Origin of the sequence: Bradyrhizobium diversitatis (assembly GCF_016031635.1) — a bacterium.
Lineage (GTDB): Bacteria > Pseudomonadota > Alphaproteobacteria > Rhizobiales > Xanthobacteraceae > Bradyrhizobium > Bradyrhizobium diversitatis.
Map to the genome: position 1 here is coordinate 22,920 of NZ_JACEGD010000023.1, position 16,599 is coordinate 39,518.

Annotated in this window: 15 protein-coding genes; 4 read left to right on the forward strand and 11 right to left on the reverse strand. The window is 64.7% G+C overall.

Annotated features, from left to right (window positions below):
* Positions 1-22: 22 nt before the first annotated feature.
* Positions 23-817 (reverse strand): DODA-type extradiol aromatic ring-opening family dioxygenase, encoded by a 795-nt coding sequence (locus tag H1B27_RS24645; protein WP_061879339.1) that lies wholly within the window; start codon positions 815-817, stop codon positions 23-25.
* 156 nt (positions 818-973) lie between these two features.
* On the opposite strand from H1B27_RS24645, the gene H1B27_RS24650 reads away from it, so the two are divergent.
* Entirely contained in the window at positions 974-1,153 is a 180-nt protein-coding gene (locus H1B27_RS24650; RefSeq protein WP_036006694.1) for a hypothetical protein, read from the forward strand.
* A gap of 7 nt (positions 1,154-1,160) precedes the next feature.
* Here the strand turns inward: H1B27_RS24650 and H1B27_RS24655 are convergent, their stop codons facing one another.
* Both H1B27_RS24655 and H1B27_RS24660 read right to left on the reverse strand, forming a co-directional pair.
* Positions 1,161-2,627 (reverse strand): carboxylesterase/lipase family protein, encoded by a 1,467-nt coding sequence (locus H1B27_RS24655; RefSeq protein ID WP_197967839.1) that lies wholly within the window; start codon positions 2,625-2,627, stop codon positions 1,161-1,163.
* Positions 2,628-2,702: 75 nt separating this feature from the next.
* Complete coding sequence (locus tag H1B27_RS24660; protein ID WP_061879281.1) at positions 2,703-2,951, reverse strand: hypothetical protein; 249 nt, start codon at positions 2,949-2,951, stop codon at positions 2,703-2,705.
* A 190-nt stretch (positions 2,952-3,141) separates the two neighbouring features.
* On the opposite strand from H1B27_RS24660, the gene H1B27_RS24665 reads away from it, so the two are divergent.
* The 3 genes from H1B27_RS24665 to H1B27_RS24675 all read left to right on the forward strand — a co-directional run bounded on the left by H1B27_RS24665 (position 3,142) and on the right by H1B27_RS24675 (position 6,643).
* Positions 3,142-5,823 carry a flavin-containing monooxygenase gene (locus tag H1B27_RS24665; RefSeq protein WP_061879282.1) on the forward strand — a complete coding sequence of 894 codons (2,682 nt, stop codon included), beginning with the start codon at positions 3,142-3,144 and terminating at the stop codon, positions 5,821-5,823.
* A gap of 130 nt (positions 5,824-5,953) precedes the next feature.
* A complete protein-coding gene (locus H1B27_RS24670) occupies positions 5,954-6,226 on the forward strand; it encodes a hypothetical protein (RefSeq protein WP_061879283.1) in 273 nt (90 codons plus the stop codon).
* 111 nt (positions 6,227-6,337) lie between these two features.
* The gene (locus tag H1B27_RS24675) at positions 6,338-6,643 is read left to right on the forward strand and encodes a hypothetical protein (RefSeq protein WP_061879284.1); all 306 of its coding nucleotides are present in this window, start codon (positions 6,338-6,340) and stop codon (positions 6,641-6,643) included.
* Between the two features lie 100 nt (positions 6,644-6,743).
* On the opposite strand, the gene H1B27_RS24680 is transcribed toward H1B27_RS24675, so the two are convergent.
* The 8 genes from H1B27_RS24680 to H1B27_RS24715 form a co-directional block, all read right to left on the reverse strand.
* Positions 6,744-6,908 (reverse strand): hypothetical protein, encoded by a 165-nt coding sequence (locus tag H1B27_RS24680; protein ID WP_197488710.1) that lies wholly within the window; start codon positions 6,906-6,908, stop codon positions 6,744-6,746.
* Between the two features lie 104 nt (positions 6,909-7,012).
* On the reverse strand, positions 7,013-7,531 hold the full coding sequence (locus H1B27_RS24685) for a septal ring lytic transglycosylase RlpA family protein (RefSeq protein WP_061879285.1): 519 nt from the start codon (positions 7,529-7,531) through the stop codon (positions 7,013-7,015).
* Between the two features lie 190 nt (positions 7,532-7,721).
* Positions 7,722-9,374: an NAD-dependent malic enzyme gene (locus H1B27_RS24690; protein ID WP_082822036.1), complete on the reverse strand. Its 1,653-nt coding sequence runs from the start codon at positions 9,372-9,374 to the stop codon at positions 7,722-7,724.
* A 283-nt stretch (positions 9,375-9,657) separates the two neighbouring features.
* The gene (locus H1B27_RS24695; RefSeq protein WP_197967840.1) at positions 9,658-11,988 is read right to left on the reverse strand and encodes a mechanosensitive ion channel domain-containing protein; all 2,331 of its coding nucleotides are present in this window, start codon (positions 11,986-11,988) and stop codon (positions 9,658-9,660) included.
* Positions 11,989-12,775: 787 nt separating this feature from the next.
* Positions 12,776-13,813, reverse strand: a complete 1,038-nt coding sequence (locus H1B27_RS24700; RefSeq protein WP_197967841.1) for a patatin-like phospholipase family protein — start codon at positions 13,811-13,813, stop codon at positions 12,776-12,778.
* A complete protein-coding gene (locus tag H1B27_RS24705; protein WP_197967842.1) occupies positions 13,810-14,739 on the reverse strand; it encodes a polyphosphate kinase 2 family protein in 930 nt (309 codons plus the stop codon). The genes H1B27_RS24700 and H1B27_RS24705 overlap by 4 nt, the downstream gene beginning before the upstream one ends.
* Positions 14,699-15,718, reverse strand: a complete 1,020-nt coding sequence (locus H1B27_RS24710; protein WP_197967843.1) for a branched-chain amino acid ABC transporter permease — start codon at positions 15,716-15,718, stop codon at positions 14,699-14,701. The genes H1B27_RS24705 and H1B27_RS24710 overlap by 41 nt, the downstream gene beginning before the upstream one ends.
* Positions 15,715-16,596 (reverse strand): branched-chain amino acid ABC transporter permease, encoded by an 882-nt coding sequence (locus H1B27_RS24715; protein WP_197967844.1) that lies wholly within the window; start codon positions 16,594-16,596, stop codon positions 15,715-15,717. Before H1B27_RS24715 ends, H1B27_RS24710 begins: the two co-directional genes overlap by 4 nt.
* Positions 16,597-16,599: the final 3 nt, after the last annotated feature.

Here is a 16,599-nt window from a genome sequence, read left to right on the forward strand (position 1 = left end):
CGGGGCGAGGGAGAAGAGATCATCATCCAAACACATACGACCCCATCGCGACATTCGCGACCTCGTCGACGAAGACGCGGCGTCCGACGTCGCTGTCGGCAGCGCCGGCCGCCACCATCAGCGGCAGCAGATGATCCTCGCGCGGGTGCGCGAGGCGCGCGCTCGGCGCATTCTCCCAGTCGACCAGCATCGCGTTGCGGCGCGCCGCATCCGGGTTGCTGATCGCCTCGTTCAGATAGGCCTCGAAGTCGTACGAGACCGGCTTGGACTCCGGCCGGTTGAAGCCGCGCATGTTGTGATAGGTGAGCCCGCTGCCGACGATCAGGATGCCGGTATCGCGCAAGGGTGCGATCGCCTGTCCCACCTTGATGTGCTCGGCCGCATCGTAGCTCGATTTCAGCGACAGCAGCACGATCGGCATGTCGGCGTTCGGATACATCAGCCCGAGCGGCACGAAGGTGCCGTGATCGAAACCCTGGTTGGGGTCCTCCCCGCAATCGAGACCGGCGCGTGCGAGCAGCGCCTTCACCTCCGCGGCGAGCTCGGGGTTGCCGGGCGCCGGATATTTCAGGTGATAGGTATGCTCGGGGAAACCGTAATAGTCGTAGACCATCGGAGGATGCGGCGAGGTCGACACGGTGAAGGCATCGGCCTCCCAATGTCCGGTGATGACGAGCACGGCCTTCGGTCGCTCCGGGAGAAGCTGCGGCAGCCGGCCGAATTCCTGCGCAGTTTTCGCGTATTGCACCCGCCTGTCCTCCATGAACGGCCAGGGGCCGCCGCCGTGGGACAGGAAGAACGTCGGAAATCGAGTCATGGATGCCGGCTCGTCTGGTTCGCAACATGCGCGTGCATAGCGCGCGATCAAGGCGAGCATAGGCAAACCCGCATGGTTAGCAAGCCGTTAACGATTTGCCGCTCAGAATCCCCGGTGTGGCCGAAGGAGTCGGCCTCAAGGCAAGTGAGACGTGAGATGAGGAAGTTTGCGCTGGGGGACGTCGTCAACAGTGACAAGGGCCGCCGTGGTGTCGTCCGCGCCGCCTTCAAGTCGAGGGACGGTCAGCAGTTCTACGCCGTCGAGAAGGACGGCGCGATGGACTATCTGGAGGAGGACCGGCTGAGCCCGGCGCCGCGCGTCGAGCTCGCCGCGTAACTCCAACTCATTTCCTGCCCTCACCTGCGAGCCGGTCGAGGCGCTCCGCCAATGGATCGTCGCTGCTCGCGATGCGGTCGTTCGTGATCAGCAGCAGGCGATCGCCGCCCGCTGCGTCCCAGCGTGGCAGGTCGGGACCGTTGGGATCGCCGCTTCTCGCGAAATTGATCCAGTAGGCGCGCATGTGGCTCGCGACCGCGCGATCACGTCGCGACAAGATGCCGGCGCCGGGCACGCCTTCCGCACCGAAGACGAACTGCAACTCCCGACCGTGGCCAGCTTCCGGATTCGCGCGCCGGCCCTCCGGCACATAGGCGAAGCGATAGCGAAACGTCGGCGCAGCACTTGCGACGTGCCGGCGAGCCAGCAATCGCACCGGCTCCGAGAAGACCTTGTCGGTGTAGAACCTTGCCGCGAGATCCGAGGATCTGGCAAGGTCCGGATAGAGCTTGCGCAGCTCGTCGATGGGAATGCCGGACGACGCAAGCTCCTTCCTGATGGCGATCTCATTGTCCAGACCCGTCTCGTCGTCGTTCGAGCCGATGATCAGGGGAATGCGGCTTTGATGTCCGGCCGCGAAGCCCGGGGCAAGGTCCTCGGTCACCAGGCGTCCATCCATCATCGGCGCGAAGCTGCGCGGCGAGTTCTCCAGCAATTGCTGTTCGGCGGCCAGCACGCGCCGTGGCTCGGCTGCCCGCAAATCTGCCTCTCGTCCAAGCGCGGCCACGAACTGCCGGCCGATGGCATCCGCCTCTTGCACTGAGCGCAGGCGCGCGCGGCCGGGCACCGATTGCAGAATGGCTTTCTGGAAGAGGTCGCGTGATTGCGCAGACAGCATCAGGAGTGCGACCGACGTCGCGCCTGCACCGCTGCCAAGCAAGGTGACGTTATCAGGATCGCCGCCGAAGGCCGCGATGTTGTCGTGCACCCAATGCAGCGCGGCGATCTGGTCCATCAGGCCGTAATTTCCGCCGCCGTCCGCAAGCGCGGGATGAACGAGCCAGCCGAGCGCGCCGAGGCGATAATTCACGGTGACCACGATGAGGCCTGCCTGCGCCAGCCTGGCGCCATCGAACAACGGATCGTTCGCCGTGCCCGAGACGAAGCCGCCGCCATGGATGAACACCATCACCGGCAATGGGCCGTCGACCCCGAAGGGACGGAACACGTTCAGCGTCAGGCAATCCTCGCTCGCATCCTGCAGCGACGGTTGAAGGCACGGCGCACCATAGCCGTAGGCGGTGCGCATCTCCGAGCTTTCGGTCGTCGGCTGCGGCGCGCGCCAGCGCAACGCGCCGACCGGCGGCGCCGCGTAGGCCAGCCCCTTGAAGGACGCCACCTCGCCTTCCACGGCGCCGAGCATCTGTCCTTCACGCGTCAACGCGAATGGAAACTGTCCGACCGGCTGGCCCACGGCCGATCGTGCGCAACACAGGACTACGCAAGCCGCAACGAGTGCAAGCAAAGACCGCATCTTCGAAGATCTCGATGAAGGATCCCGGGCAGGTTATGTCCAGGGCCGTCAACGAGGCAAGCCTCGCGCCCGCGCCTAGCCGCCTTTGCCGATCAACTCCGCCAGCGCGCGCCGCGCGACGATGCCGAGCTCGCCGAGCGTGCAGTGGCCGGACTCCGCCGCCTCGATCAGGCGCTCGGCGATGAACCTGCGGCTGTCATGATCCCCGCCATGCGGCAATTGGCGGCATGTCTGCTCGAGAACGACGTCCATGTTCGCTTTGGTTCGCTCACTCAACTCTGTCATGACGCCCGGCCGGTACGCGTGGCTTGTAAGCGCAAGCATACACAGAAGGATGCGCTCTGATTACCCCGGGCTATCACGGCCATTGTGCATCGCGATGCGTGTGGTGCCGCAGACATTCGCGCGGTCACGATGCGCCGCAAACAACCACCGGGGATTGCACTTGCTCTAATGACAAGCTGAACCTGCGGCGATAGCCTGCCGGCAAAACAAAACATACGGGAGGAATGCCATGCCTGACGCAATGGTTGCCACACGTGTCTCCGATGAGCGCGGAACCGCCCAGCAGGTCGACGTCGCCGTGGTCGGCGCCGGATTTGCCGGCCTCTATCTCTTGCACCGCCTGCGCAAGGCCGGCTTCTCCACGGTCGCCCTCGATGAGGCCGGCGATGTCGGCGGCACTTGGTACTGGAACCGTTATCCGGGCGCGCGCTGCGACATCCAGACCATCGACTACAGCTACACCTTCGATCCGGAGCTCGAGACCGCCTGGACCTGGTCCGAAAAATACGCGACCCAGCCCGAGATCCTGCGCTATCTCGGTTTCGTCGCCGATCGCTACGGTCTCAGGCGCGACATTCGTTTCAAGACCAAAGTCATTGAAGCCAGATGGGACGAAGCGTCCGAGCGTTGGCAGCTCACGACCGACAATGGCGCACCGGTCTCCTGCCGCCATTACATCATGGCCACCGGCTGCCTCTCCGCGCCGAAGCCGCCGGAGATCGACGGCGTCAAGGACTTCAAGGGCGAAGTCTATTTCACCGGCCGCTGGCCGCATGAGGGCGTCAACCTCGCGGGAAAACGCGTCGCCGTGATCGGCACGGGCTCGTCGGCGATCCAGTCGATCCCGCTGATCGCCGAGCAGGCCGCACACTTGACCGTGTTCCAGCGCACGCCGAATTTCGCGTTGCCCGCGCATAACGGCCCGGCGCCGTCGGACCGCATGAACCTGCTGCAGGGCGATCGCGCCGCCTATCGCGAACAGGCGCGCCAGTCGATGGCCGGTGTGCCCTATCCGCAGCAGACGGTCGTGAGCTGGCAGCTCACCGACGCCGAGCGCCGCGCGCGGTTCGAGGAAGCCTGGGGCAAGGGCGATCTCGTCTACATCCTGACGCAGTTGTGGGCCGACCAGGCGGTCGACCTCGAAGGCAACAAGCTGATCTGCGATCTCATCCGCGAGAAGATCGCAGCCGCCGTGAAGGACCCGCAAACCGCCGCGGCGCTGATGCCGGACGATCATCCGTTCGGGGCGAAGCGCCCCTGTCTCGACACCAACTACTACGCCACCTACAACCGGCCGAACGTCACGCTGGTCAATCTGCGCCAGGAGCCGATCAAGGCGATCACGGCAGGCGGCATCACGACGGCCAGGCGCAGCATCGACCTCGACGTCATCGTGTTCGCGACCGGTTTCGACGCGATGACCGGCGCGATCCGCGCCGTGCACCCGATCACCGGGCGCGGCGGCAAGTCGCTCTCCGACGTCTGGGCGAAGGGACCGGAGACCTATCTCGGCCTCACGGTCGCGGGCTTCCCGAACTTCTTCATGATCACCGGCCCCGGCAGCCCGTCGGTGCTGTCGAACATGGCGGTGTCGATCGAGCAGCATGTCGACTGGGTCGTGGATCGCCTTGCTGCGCTGCGCGAGGCCGGCTTCACCACGATCGAGCCGACAGAAACTGCGCAGGCCGGCTGGGGCCGGCACATGGCGGACTGTTCGACGCTGACGCTGCACCGGCTCGCCAATACCTGGTATACGGGCGCCAACGTACCCGGCAAGGTCCAGGGACTGATGCCCTATACCGGCGGCGTCGGCCCCTATCGCAGCATCTGCGACGAGGTGGTCAACCGCGGCATGCTCGGCTTCAGGCTCACCGGTCCCTACGTTGCTGCGCAGTGCAATGATGGCGAGGTGGTAAGCCTGCAGCCGGACGTGCGGCTGGTGCTGAACCTGCTCGCATCGCTCAATTTGCCGCCGATCGAGTCGATGGGCGCGATCGGGGCGCGCGCCTTCGTCAACGAGTTCAACAAGAGCCGCCCAGCCGGACGACCGATCGGCGAGATCGTCGACGGCACCCTGCCCGGCGCCGACGGTCCGCTGCCCTATCGCGTCTACAAGCCGGCAACGCCCGGGCCGCATCCGGTCGTGGTCTATTTCCACGGCGGCGGCTGGGTGCTCGGCGACGAGCAGTCGGACGAGCCGTTCTGCCGCGACATGGTGCGGCGAACCGGCATGATGTTCGTCAGCGTCGGCTATCGCCATGCGCCGGAGCATCGCTTCCCGACTGCGGCGGAAGACGGCTATGCGGCGACGCGCTGGATCGCCGAGCACGCCGGCGAGCTCGGCGGCAAACCGGGCCCGGTGCTGGTCGCGGGCTGGAGCGCCGGCGGCAACATCGCAGCCGTCACCTGCCAGCTCGCGCGCGATCGTGGCGGCCCCGAAATCGCGGGCCAGCTCCTGATATGCCCGGTCACGGACTGCACCTTCGATCGCCCGTCCTACAACGACAATGCGACCGGCTATTTCCTGACGCTTTCGCTGATGTACTGGTTCTGGGACCTCTACTGCTCGCCGGCCGACCGCACCGATCCGCGCGTCTCGCCGCTGCGCGGCAAGGTCGAAAGGCTGCCGCCAGCGTTTGTCGTCACCTGCGAGTTCGATCCGTTGCGCGACGAGGGCGTCGCCTATGCCGAGGCAATGGCCGCAGCCGGCGTCCCGGTCGAGCAGCTTCAGGCCCGCGGCCATTTCCACTCGTCCTTCACCATGGTCGATGTGGTGATCACCGGAGTGCCTGGCCGGGTGCGGATGGCCGAGGCCTTGCGCCGCTTCGCCGGGCTCCCGCCGGAGGTCGGCCGCGGCGACGAGCACAGCAGCGGTCGGGCCAGCCTCAAGATCGCGGCGGCAGCGAGCTGATCGCAACGAGACGGCGGGAACCTTTTCCCAGCTGCCGCGTTGAGGCGCTTGCGGCATCGAGATGCAGCGATAGGTGCGAGCCCCGGCACGCAAATCGGCGTGCTGGGGGCTTCCTGCGTGAGGCGAGGCGATGGGGGATTCGGTCGCGGGTTCAAAGGTCGATTTTGGTGCGCTCGCGGTGCTGCATAAATGGCCTTCGCTTGCAAACCAGCGCCGGCTGGACCGGGAATCATACCAGATCAGCGAAGGTACCCTCGACGAGTGCATCTCGGCCTTCATGGAGAAGCCGGCAGCGACCCGGCATCTCTATGAGATCCGGACGGCGCCGCAGCCGCCACTCGTGACCGAGATCCTCTCGCCCGAGCACGTCACCGAGCTGTCGCGGCTGAGGGAATTTCTCTGACGGCAGCTTGGAAGCACGCGCATAGGAACCTTCATCCGGACTTTTCCGTTGTCAGCGATCGGAAGCCAAGATCGGAAGCCGAGATCGGAAGCCAAGGCGTGAGCGCCTCAGATGCTTGAAGCTGGCATATCTTCACCTGCCGTGCCCTATGGCGCAGACCAGACTCTCTTCGTGGTGATCGATCGCCTCGACCGGTCGACCGAAATCCGCATTGAGCGGAGCGATCTCGAAACCACGATCGACGAGCTCGTCGCCGGCTGCTTCAACGACCCCGTCAAGGTGATTTCGTTCAACACGCTCGAGCATTGGATGAAGGACATCTCGGCCGATGTTGCCGGCGAGATAAAGGCGCGCTGCGACATCGATGGCGTGGCGCTGCCCGACTATCTCAGCGACTTCGTCGAGAGCCACCGCTAAAGCCCCGTTGCGCCGATTGCAGGCGATAAGGAAGCGCCGGTTCCGCGGCGCTCTTTGAGGGCACGCCGAATGACGTGGCGCGATGCGCTCAAGGCATGGTTTACGGGGAACGAGTGCCGCGGTGCTTGCCGGCGATGACCTCGATCTCGCGGCGGCGCTCGCCGGCGAAGGTCAGGAGCTTTTCGATCGTCGGCGTATCCGTGATCCGTTTGGCGAGCCGCTCGGCGCGCGCAGCCTGATCTTCGAGATACTTGATCGTGTTCAAGCGCCGCCTCCCCGAATGCCCCGAATTGTGTGGGCAGCCATGGTGATCGAGAAGCAGCTAACAGCCGGTTAAGCAGGTCGCATCGGTCTTGCCGAGTCGTGCCCCTATTGCACGACCTCCAGCCTGACATTGGTGATGCCCTTGTCGACCATGCCGAGCGCCTCGGCCGCAGAAGGGGTGATGTCGACCACGCGCCCGCGAACATAGGGTCCGCGATCGTTGACCCTGACGGTGACGAAGCGGCCGGAGGAGGTATCGGTGACGCGCAGCTTGGTGCCGAACGGCAGGGTCGGATGCGCCGCGGTCAACTCGTTCTTGTCGAACCTCTCGCCGCTCGCGGTTTCCGTATCCGAATAGAAGCTGGCGACGCCGTGCGAGGGGGTCTGCTTGGCGTCACGGTCCGGGGCACGCGCCCGGCTGATCGGGCGTGGATGCAGCGCCGCCACCCTGTGCGGCCGCTCCACCGCGGCATGCCGGCCGGTCGCGGCGAGATCGGCCTTCTGGCGGCCGACCGGCGCTTGCGCGCAGGCGGCGAGCGATGCTGCGGCGACGACCGCGAGCAGCGGCCGGCACGAGGTTGCGAAGGAAATCCGGGCAGTTTCGGCACGTGCAATGCGAGACATGGTACGCCCTCCGAACGGCCGGATTTTCGGTCGGCAATGAGGGCAGAACCTTGTCGGAACAAAAGCGGCTCTGGGGCCGCGGACGTTTCACGACCGGCTGTGACGATTCCACCACAGTGCGTGTTCTGAATCGGAACAGCCGGCCCTTGGCCAGCGTGCGAGGCGGCCTGATCGCATCGCGCTTTGGGCCTCAGTATTTCGGCTCGTACATCTGCGACTGGACCAAAGCCTTCACGTCATTCGGCGCAGGTCCGTCCGCGAGCCCGCGCTGATAGGCGACGTCGGCAACGGCCGCAGCGATGCGGACCGAGACCTCGCGGATGCGCGGCAGTGCCGGATAGAGACTGCCTTGCGCGAGGTCCTCCTTGCCGACGCAATCGGCAAGCGTATGAGCTGCCGCCATGAACATCTCGTCGGTGACGAGGCGCGAGCCGCTGGCGATGACGCCGAGGCCGACGCCGGGGAAGATGTAGGAATTGTTGCCCTGGCGCGGCACGAAGCTGCGGCCGTTGAGCTTCACCGGATCGTACGGGCTGCCGCAGGCGAACAGCGCGCGGCCCTCGGTGTAGCGATAGGCATCCTCCGCCGAGCACTCGGCCTTCGACGTCGGGTTGGATAATGCGAACACGATCGGCCGCTCGTTGAGTTCGGCCATCGTCCTGAGCACGTCGGGTGTGAAGGCGCCGCCAACCGCGGCAACGCCGATGATCGCCGTCGGCTTCAGCGTCTTGATCGCGGTGAGGAAATCGGCGATCGGCGCCTGGTCGGTGTGGGCATAGCGGAGCTTGTGACCGGAGAGGCCCTCGCGGCCGCTGACGACGAGACCACGGGAATCCACCAGCCAGTTGCGGCGGAGCGCCTCGGCCTCGGTGGCACCCTCGGCGATCATAGCGGACACCACGAGATCGGCGATGCCGGTTGCCGCCTCGCCCGCGCCGAGGAACAGGATGCGCTGATCCCTGAGCTTGCCGCCGGAAATGCGCAAGCCTGAGAACAGGCCCGCGAGCGCCACCGCCGCGGTGCCCTGGATATCGTCGTTGAAGACGCAGGCTTCATCCCGGTACTTGTGCAGCAGCTTGAAGGCGGAGTGATTGGCGAAATCCTCGAACTGGATCAGCACGCCCGGGAATGTCTTTCGCGCAGCCTGCATGAACTCGTCGACGAGGCTATCATAGGCTTCGCCGGTCAGCCGCCGCTCGCGCAGGCCGATATAATAGGGATCATTCAACAGCTCCTCGTTGTTGGTGCCGACGTCGAGCACGATGGGCAGGCACGCTTCCGGATGCACGCCGGCGCAGGCCGAATAGAGCGAGAGCTTGCCGACCGGAATGCCCATGCCGTTGGCACCGAGATCACCGAGGCCGAGGATGCGCTCGCCGTCGGTGACGACGATCAGCCTGGCCGGATAGGGCCAGTTCTTCAGGATCTCCGCGATCTGGCCGCGATCGCGCGAGGAGATGAACATGCCGCGCGGCCGCTGGAAGATCAGGCCGTATTTCTGGCAGGCGAGCCCGACCGTCGGCGTGTAGATGATCGGCTGGATTTCGTCGATATTGTCGACGACGACACGGAAGAACAGCGCCTCGTTGCGGTCATGCAGCGCGTTCAGGGCGACGTATTTTTCCAGATCCGTCGGCAGCGTGCGCAGATGGGTGAGCACGCGCTGGGCCTGCGTCTCCATCGTCAGCACGCAAGGCGGCAGGAGGCCGCGCAGGCCGAGCGTCTCGCGCTCCGCTTCCGTGAAGGCAGTCCCCTTGTTGAGCAAGGGATCGCGCAGCAGCGTCATGCCTTGCTGCGAATTGGACGACGTCGATTGGGCAACGACCCGGGCAGGTCTATTCACGAATTCCCCCAAGGAGCTTCTATTTGAACCGCGCACATTGTCGGCCAGCGCTCCATCCAGATCAAGGACGGAGAGGACTCGAGAATGGACGATGATCTCGCACCGCAGCGAGATTCTCGCGAACGCCTGGCAGTTGCGTGCGAGAAAAGGGTTGACGGGGCTAGTCCGGCTTGATGTCGGCCGTCTCAATGAGAGGCTACCATTTCACCGTCTCGGCCTCATGAAAGCGGCCATGTTCGCGCTGCCGCATCAAGAGAGGGCAGCCAGAAATCTGGGGGGCTGCTTATCCAGCCGCCCGCCGCGGCGTCAGACTGGCGGCGCTATCCGCCGGTGGCGCGATGTGCATCAAAATGGTCTGGGTAGCGGATGCGACCTCGATACCGTTCTGCTGGAATCGCAGCTTCATGCGCCGGTTGAATTCGCGCTGGACCGGCCAGCGCCCGGCCTCGGTGCAGCGGATCTGGCCGACGATCGACACCATCGCACCGTCGACCTTGTCGACGCCCCAGAGCTCGAGGTCGCCGCGTATCAACGCACGGAATTCCGGTTCGCGGCGCATCTCGTCGACGATGTCCTTGAGGATCTGGCCGGCACGGTCGGTGTCCTCCTTGTAGGCGACGTTGACGCTGACCGAGGCGTTGCCGGCGCCCCGGCTGGCATTGGTGATGGTCGTGACCGCGCTGAAGGGCACGATGTGGACGGCGCCGTCGCCGGCGCGCAGGCGGATGGTTCGGATCGAGACGTTCTCGACCACGCCCGAGAGCCCCGAGACGCTGACATTGTCACCGACCTGGACCGTGTTTTCCAGCAGCAGGAACAGGCCGGTGATGAGATCCTGCACCAGCTTTTGCGAGCCGAAGCCGATCGCGATGCCGACGATGCCGGCACCCGCGAGCAGCGGCGCGACATTGACGCCGATCTCGCTGAGCGCCGTGAGGCCGACCACCGTGGCGATCAGGCAGAGCAGCGCCGTGCGCAGCATCGGCTGGAAGGTACGCAGACGCGCGGCGCGGGCATAATGGCCGTCCCGGGACAGCGCATTGATCTGGCGGTCCAGCAGCGCGTTGCTGGCTTCCCAGATCGCGGCTGCGATGAACACGGCAAGGCCGATCGTCACCACGGCGGAGATCAGCCTGCTGCCGATCTGGCCGCCATAGAACCAGACGATGGCGTCGACGCCCCAGACTTCGAGCACGGCGACGAAGCCGATGAAGGTGATCACGCCGGACACGATCCTGCGCAGCAGCGGCAGATAGCGGTTGGCGCGGATCTCGAGGCCCGGAAAGCGCTGGAGGATCTCAGGCTTGATGCGGAAGCCGCGGTCGATCAGGCTCAGCGTCACCATGATGACGACGCGCGTGACCAGCGCCACTACGGCCGTGCCGACGAAATATTGCAGCAGCAGCGAATAGCCGTTGCGGATGTTGAGCGCCCAAACCGCCCACAACGCGAGATCGAGCGCGATGGCAGGATAGTGCCAGCCCCCGGCGATGCGGTTGCGCAAACGGGCCGCAATCCCCTGCCGCTCGGCCGGCGCGCGGATGGCGTCGGCGACCTGGCGGCGGCATTGCAGGATGATGACGACGATGAAGAGGTGCACGACCAGCATCACCATGCGCAGCAGCGCGGCGTAGCCGGCGCGGTGCAGGCCGAGCAGCAGCGCCACATTGGCGAAGGCGATGCCGGAGACGCCGACACCGACGATGCGGCGCGCCCAGATCTCGATATAGGCGGCGGTCTCGGCGCGCACCGGGAACAGGCCGAATGGCCCCACCAGTGCCCGGACCATGCAGATGAGCCCGCGCGAGAACGCATAGGCGTTGACGACTGCGAGGATCACGAGGCGGACGGTGGTGGGCTCGCCGATCTCGGTCCCGAGCAGCGCCGTAGCAACGCCCACGAAGACGATCACGGGAAGCAGTTCGAGCACGATGCGACCCAGCACGAAAGGCAACCGCAGCAACAGTTGCCAGATCCGCGCGAGGCTGTGACGGCGCTTGTGCAATTCCGGCTGCGGGGTGACATCCGCGACCGATGACGGCGGATCGGCGATCGGCAGGGCCTGCCCTGGCAGACGTGCTGTTTGCGGCGCGCGTGCTTCCAGGAACGCGGCCGGACGCCGGATCAGGCGGAAGATCACCCATTCCGCGCAGAAGGCAGAACCGAACACCAGCGCCAGTTTCCAGGCGATCTCGATCAGGAGATTGTAGGCCGCGGGATCGTTCGCGGTCCGCATGATCCAGTAATAGAACGCCGGGAAGTGCGTGAGCGTCCGCGCCATGCCGGCGATCTCACCCGAGATCTCGCCGATCTCCTCCGACACCGTGAGCAGGAGCTGCGCACCGAGGCCGTCGGCCGAGAGCGGGATCGGCGATTTTGGCTCGGGCGCGGGTTGCTGCGGACCGGACGCGTTGGCGATCGCGCGGAGCGTGTCGATCATCTGCGCGCGCTTCTTGTCGTCCTGAAGGGTTTCCAGCGCGCGCTTCGCCTCGTCGGGCGATAGTGCGGCAGCGCTGTTTGCCGGCGACGGAGACGGCTCGGCACGGGCGCCGGAGGAATATGGAATCGTGAGGAAGAGAGCGGCGAGGAGCGCCGCGGCCAGCTTATGCGACACGAGGATTCCCTGGAAATATGAATGCGCCAGCGGCGTCGGGACCGTCACCGACGAAGCACATGCATCATGTCGGATTGCCGCTATTCGCCCCGGCCCTGTGTCGGAAGTTGGCCTTTGAGGCGACATTCTCTTGGCATTTGCCGCAATGCAAGATCAGGGGCCCTGGCGTCAGCGAAAAGCCTTCAGGCCCCGTGCGCGCAAACACCTCTCCCCTCATTGCGGAATGACGGCGAGGAGGAGGACGGCGGACAGCAGAATGTCATGGATGCTCACCGCAACGGCCTCGTCACGGCCGTCAGACGCGATCGATGTGCTGCAAAAATACAGCGCCGGGAAGGTAGGGGCTTTGCCTCACTGATGCAGCCCGCTAAACCTTGTCCCGGCGTGCCGTTCGCGGTTTTGCCGCTATGCGATAGTCCGAACGAGCTCCATCGCAATTAACGCGGCTGGATTTGCGGAGGTGGCGTCATAGACCTCCCCTTGCTCATGAGGTGGACGTTGCGTGTCGCTTGTTTGCGACCCTTGGCATGGTCCTCCTGCGACACAAAACTGTCAAGCAGGACCAGAAGATATGACGATCACATTTGACGCGCGGGTTCCCTGAACGGCTGTGCTCTTGTCCAATCGGAGATGCGGACCTCAAGGGGCGGCGAGGCATGGTGACATCATGCCCCTGTTTTGCCCGACGAGTCAAATGAGCTTCGAAAAAACCGCAAATGCATTACGCAATGGGCAACTCATTGATTTCGCTGTCCCCGGCTACTGTGCATGGGGTTGTTTTCGCGTTTTAGAGAAACATGCCCGCCAAGTCGACGGTCGATGCCTTTCCGATCTGGTCGAAGTTTTGCGCCAACCAGCTTCGCGCCGCCGCGCGGCCCTCGTCGCGCAGGCGGCACAACAGGCTCCATTCGGGATGGAATTGCGTGGCCGTGCCGAGCTGCGACATCAACGCGTCGTTGCCGATCCAATGCATGTACATGCGGCTGTGCTTGTTGCTGTCGAGCTCGCCGTCGTCGATCAGCCGCGTGGCGAAGGCGATCGCGCGCATCTCGCGCATCAAGGACGAGTTGAAGCTGATCTCGTTGATGCGGTGGAGGACGTCCGCGGCACTGGCCGGCAGATCGTCGCGCCGGATCGCCGTGACCTGCACGATGATGACGTCGTGGCTTCCCTTGCGGTAGATCAGCGGATAGATCGCGGGATTGCCGAGATAGCCGCCATCCCAATAATGCTCGCCGTCGATCTCGACGGCCTGGAAATAGGGCGGCAGGCAGGCCGAGGCAAGCACGGTTTCCGCCGTGAGCAGCGGGCTCTGGAACACCTTGATCTTGCCGGTGCGGACGTTGGTGGCGTTGAGAAACAGCTGCGGCGCCTCGGGCGAGGAATTGAGCCGGTCGAAATCGACCACGCGCTGCAGCAGCGCTCGGAGCGGATTGAAATGAAAGGGATTGAGCAGGTTCGGCGGCAGCGTGTGTGTCAGCGTATGGATGAATGCGTGGACCGGATGATATTCCGGCGGCAGCTTCAGGGCCTGGATCCACTGGTTCAGCGGCGACATCAGATCGTACGCCATGTCCATGCGCGACACTTCGTACCAGAATGCGTGCAGGCTCTCCCGCGCGGCCTCAGCGCCTCCATGCGCCATGCCGGAGGCCATCGCCACCGCATTCATCGCGCCGGCACTGGTCGCACTGATCGCCTCGATCGCGAGCCTGCCGTCCTCGAGCACCTGGTCGAGCACGCCCCACACGAAAGCGCCGTGCGCGCCGCCGCCCTGGAGCGCGAAGTTGACGTCCTTGCAGTTCGTGGTCCCGCTGGCTGTCACTTTGCTTGCTTCTTGCCTCCCGTCCCTTCTTTCTCCAGCGCCTTGCGCACCTGCTTGAACTCCTCCAGCGAGGCCTTGTCGGCCCGGGGGAAGCGCAGGTCGAGCTTTTCCAGCTCGGCATTGATCACCGAGCCGATCACGACGCGGGCGAACCATTTGTGGTCGGCGGGCACGACGTACCAGGGCGCATGGGACGTCGCCGTGTGCCGGACGATGTCCTGGTAGACCGCCTGGTAGCGCGGCCACAGCGCGCGCTCCCTGATGTCGTCCATGGAGAACTTCCACTGCTTGGCCGGATCGTCCAGCCGCGCGAGGAAGCGCTCGCGCTGCTCATCCTTGGACACGTTGAGGAAGAACTTCAGCACCACGGTGCCGTTGCGACAGAGATAGCGTTCGAACGCCGAGATGTCCTCGAATCGCTCCCTCCAGATGTTCTTGGTCACGAGCTTTGGCGGCAGCTTCTCCTTGGCGAGAATCTCCGGATGCACCCGCGTCACCAGGCATTCCTCGTAGTGGGAGCGGTTGAAAATGCCGATACGCCCGCGCTCGGGCAAGGCGATCATATGACGCCAGAGGAAGTCATGATCGAGCTCCTTGCTGCTCGGTGCCTTGAAGGCATGAACCTCGCAGCCCTGCGGATTGATGCCCTCGAAGATCGCCTTGATCGCAGAATCCTTGCCGCCTGCGTCCATCGCCTGGAACACGATCAAGAGCGACCAGCGGTCCTGCGCGTAAAGCCTCTCCTGAAACTCGATCATCCGCTTCTTGTTCGAATCGAGGACCGCCTGCGCCTTCTCCTTGTCGAGATCGCCCCTTTCGTCGGTCTTGTGGTCCTTGAGGTGAAACTTGCCCGAACCATCGTGGCGGAATGGCGAGATGTAGCGGTCAAGCTCCCGGGCGAGCGATTTGGACGGCTTCTTGTTCATGAGCGCGGGGCACCTTGCGTTGCGGCTTCAATCGGTCGAGCAAGCTACCAAGGATGCCCTTGGGAAGGAATATGATGAAAAGGACGAGCAGCACGCCGTAGACGAGGTTGTCCCAGCCGACCGCCTTGGTACCGAAGCCGATGCGCAAGGTCTCGGCCAGCAGAATGGTGATGATGGCGCCGACGGTCGGGCCGAGCGAGACGAACAGGCCGCCGACGATGGCCGCGAACACCATCTGGAGCGACACCGCGATGCCGCTGACCGTGTCAGGCGTGATGAACATCTGGTACTGGCAGTAGATCGCGCCGGCGAGCGCCGTCATCAGCGCGCTGAGCAGCGTGATCTTCAGCTTCTCCGCCGTGACATCGACGCCGGCGGCGGCAGCGGCATCCTCGTCCTCCGAGATCGCCTCCAGCGCATAGCGAGCCATGCTGCGATCGACCCAGTGCCAGACCACGATGCCGAACAGCCAGACCGCGAGCGCAATCAGGTACCAGGTCGTCTTGTCGTCGAACTGCAGCGCCAGCAGCTTGTTGCCGGACGCGCGGTCTGGGGTAAGGCCGAGCGAGCCGCCGGTATAGTCGCGCGTCGCCGTGATCACCTGGAGCACGATGCCTGACAGCGCCAGCGTCACCAGCACGAAATAATGCCCCGTGATGCGAAAGCGGAAGCAGGGATAGCCGACGATCAGCGCCAGCGCGCCGGCCGCGACCATGCTGATGGGGATGCCGATCCAGGGCGACAGGCCGAGATGATTCCAGAGCAGCGCCGTGACATAGGCGCCGATCCCCATGAAGCCGCCATGGCCGAGCGAGACCAGGCCGAACCGCCCCATCATCGACCAGGAGGTGTAGGCGAACGACCAGATCAGGATCAGCACTAGAATGTGCAGATGATAGGGATCGCGATAGACGAAGGGCAGCGCGACCAGCGCCGCCAGGCCTATTCCCCAGGCTGCAAGCCGCCCCTGCCCCATCATCGGCGCCTCGCAAGCAGGCCCGCGGGCCGGATGAACATCATGACGATGAAGAAGGCGAAGGCGAGCACATAGCCCCATTCGAGATCGGAGAACAGGCCGCCGAGCGAGATGATCTCGGCGAACACGAAGGCGGCGATGAAGCCGCCGATGAAATTGCCGAGGCCCCCGAGCACGCAGATCAGGAAGGTGATCGGCCCGAAGGAGAGGCCGACGAAGGGATGCACGTCGTATTGCAGCACCAGGAGGCAGGCGGCGAGGCCGGCGAGCGCGCCGCCCAGCGCCGAGGTGATCAGATAGATCCGCCTGGTATCGACGCCCATCAAGGCCATGATCTGCCGGTCCTGCGAGATGGCGCGGATCGCAGTGCCGGTGAAGGTTCGCGTCATGAACAGATAGACGGCGACCATGCCAATCAGCGCCGCCAGGAACGATAGCAGCCGTGCGTAGCTGAAGTTCATGTCGCCGAAGGCAAGCACCGGCAGGCGGATGCCGAGATTGCGGAAGTCGATGCCGAAGGCGACGGTGGCAAAGCTCTGCAGCACAAACAGCACGCCGCCGGTCGCGAGCAGCTGGTTGATCGGCGGCGCAGTCAGCAGCGGCGCGATCACGAGGTAGTGCAGCGCCGCGCCAAGCACCGCGACCAGCAGGATGGTGAGCGGCGCGGCGACGAAATAGCTGAGCCCGTAGTACTGCACCATGAAGTACATGCCGTACATGCCGATCATCACGAGCTCTGCATAACAGATCCACGTGACGTCGATGACGCCGAAGATCAGATTGAGACCGAGCGCGAGCAGCGCCAGCACGCCGCCGAGCAGGATGCCGTTGATCACGGCCTCCAGCAGGTAGATGTCGAAAATGTCCAGGAACGCCTGCATGCC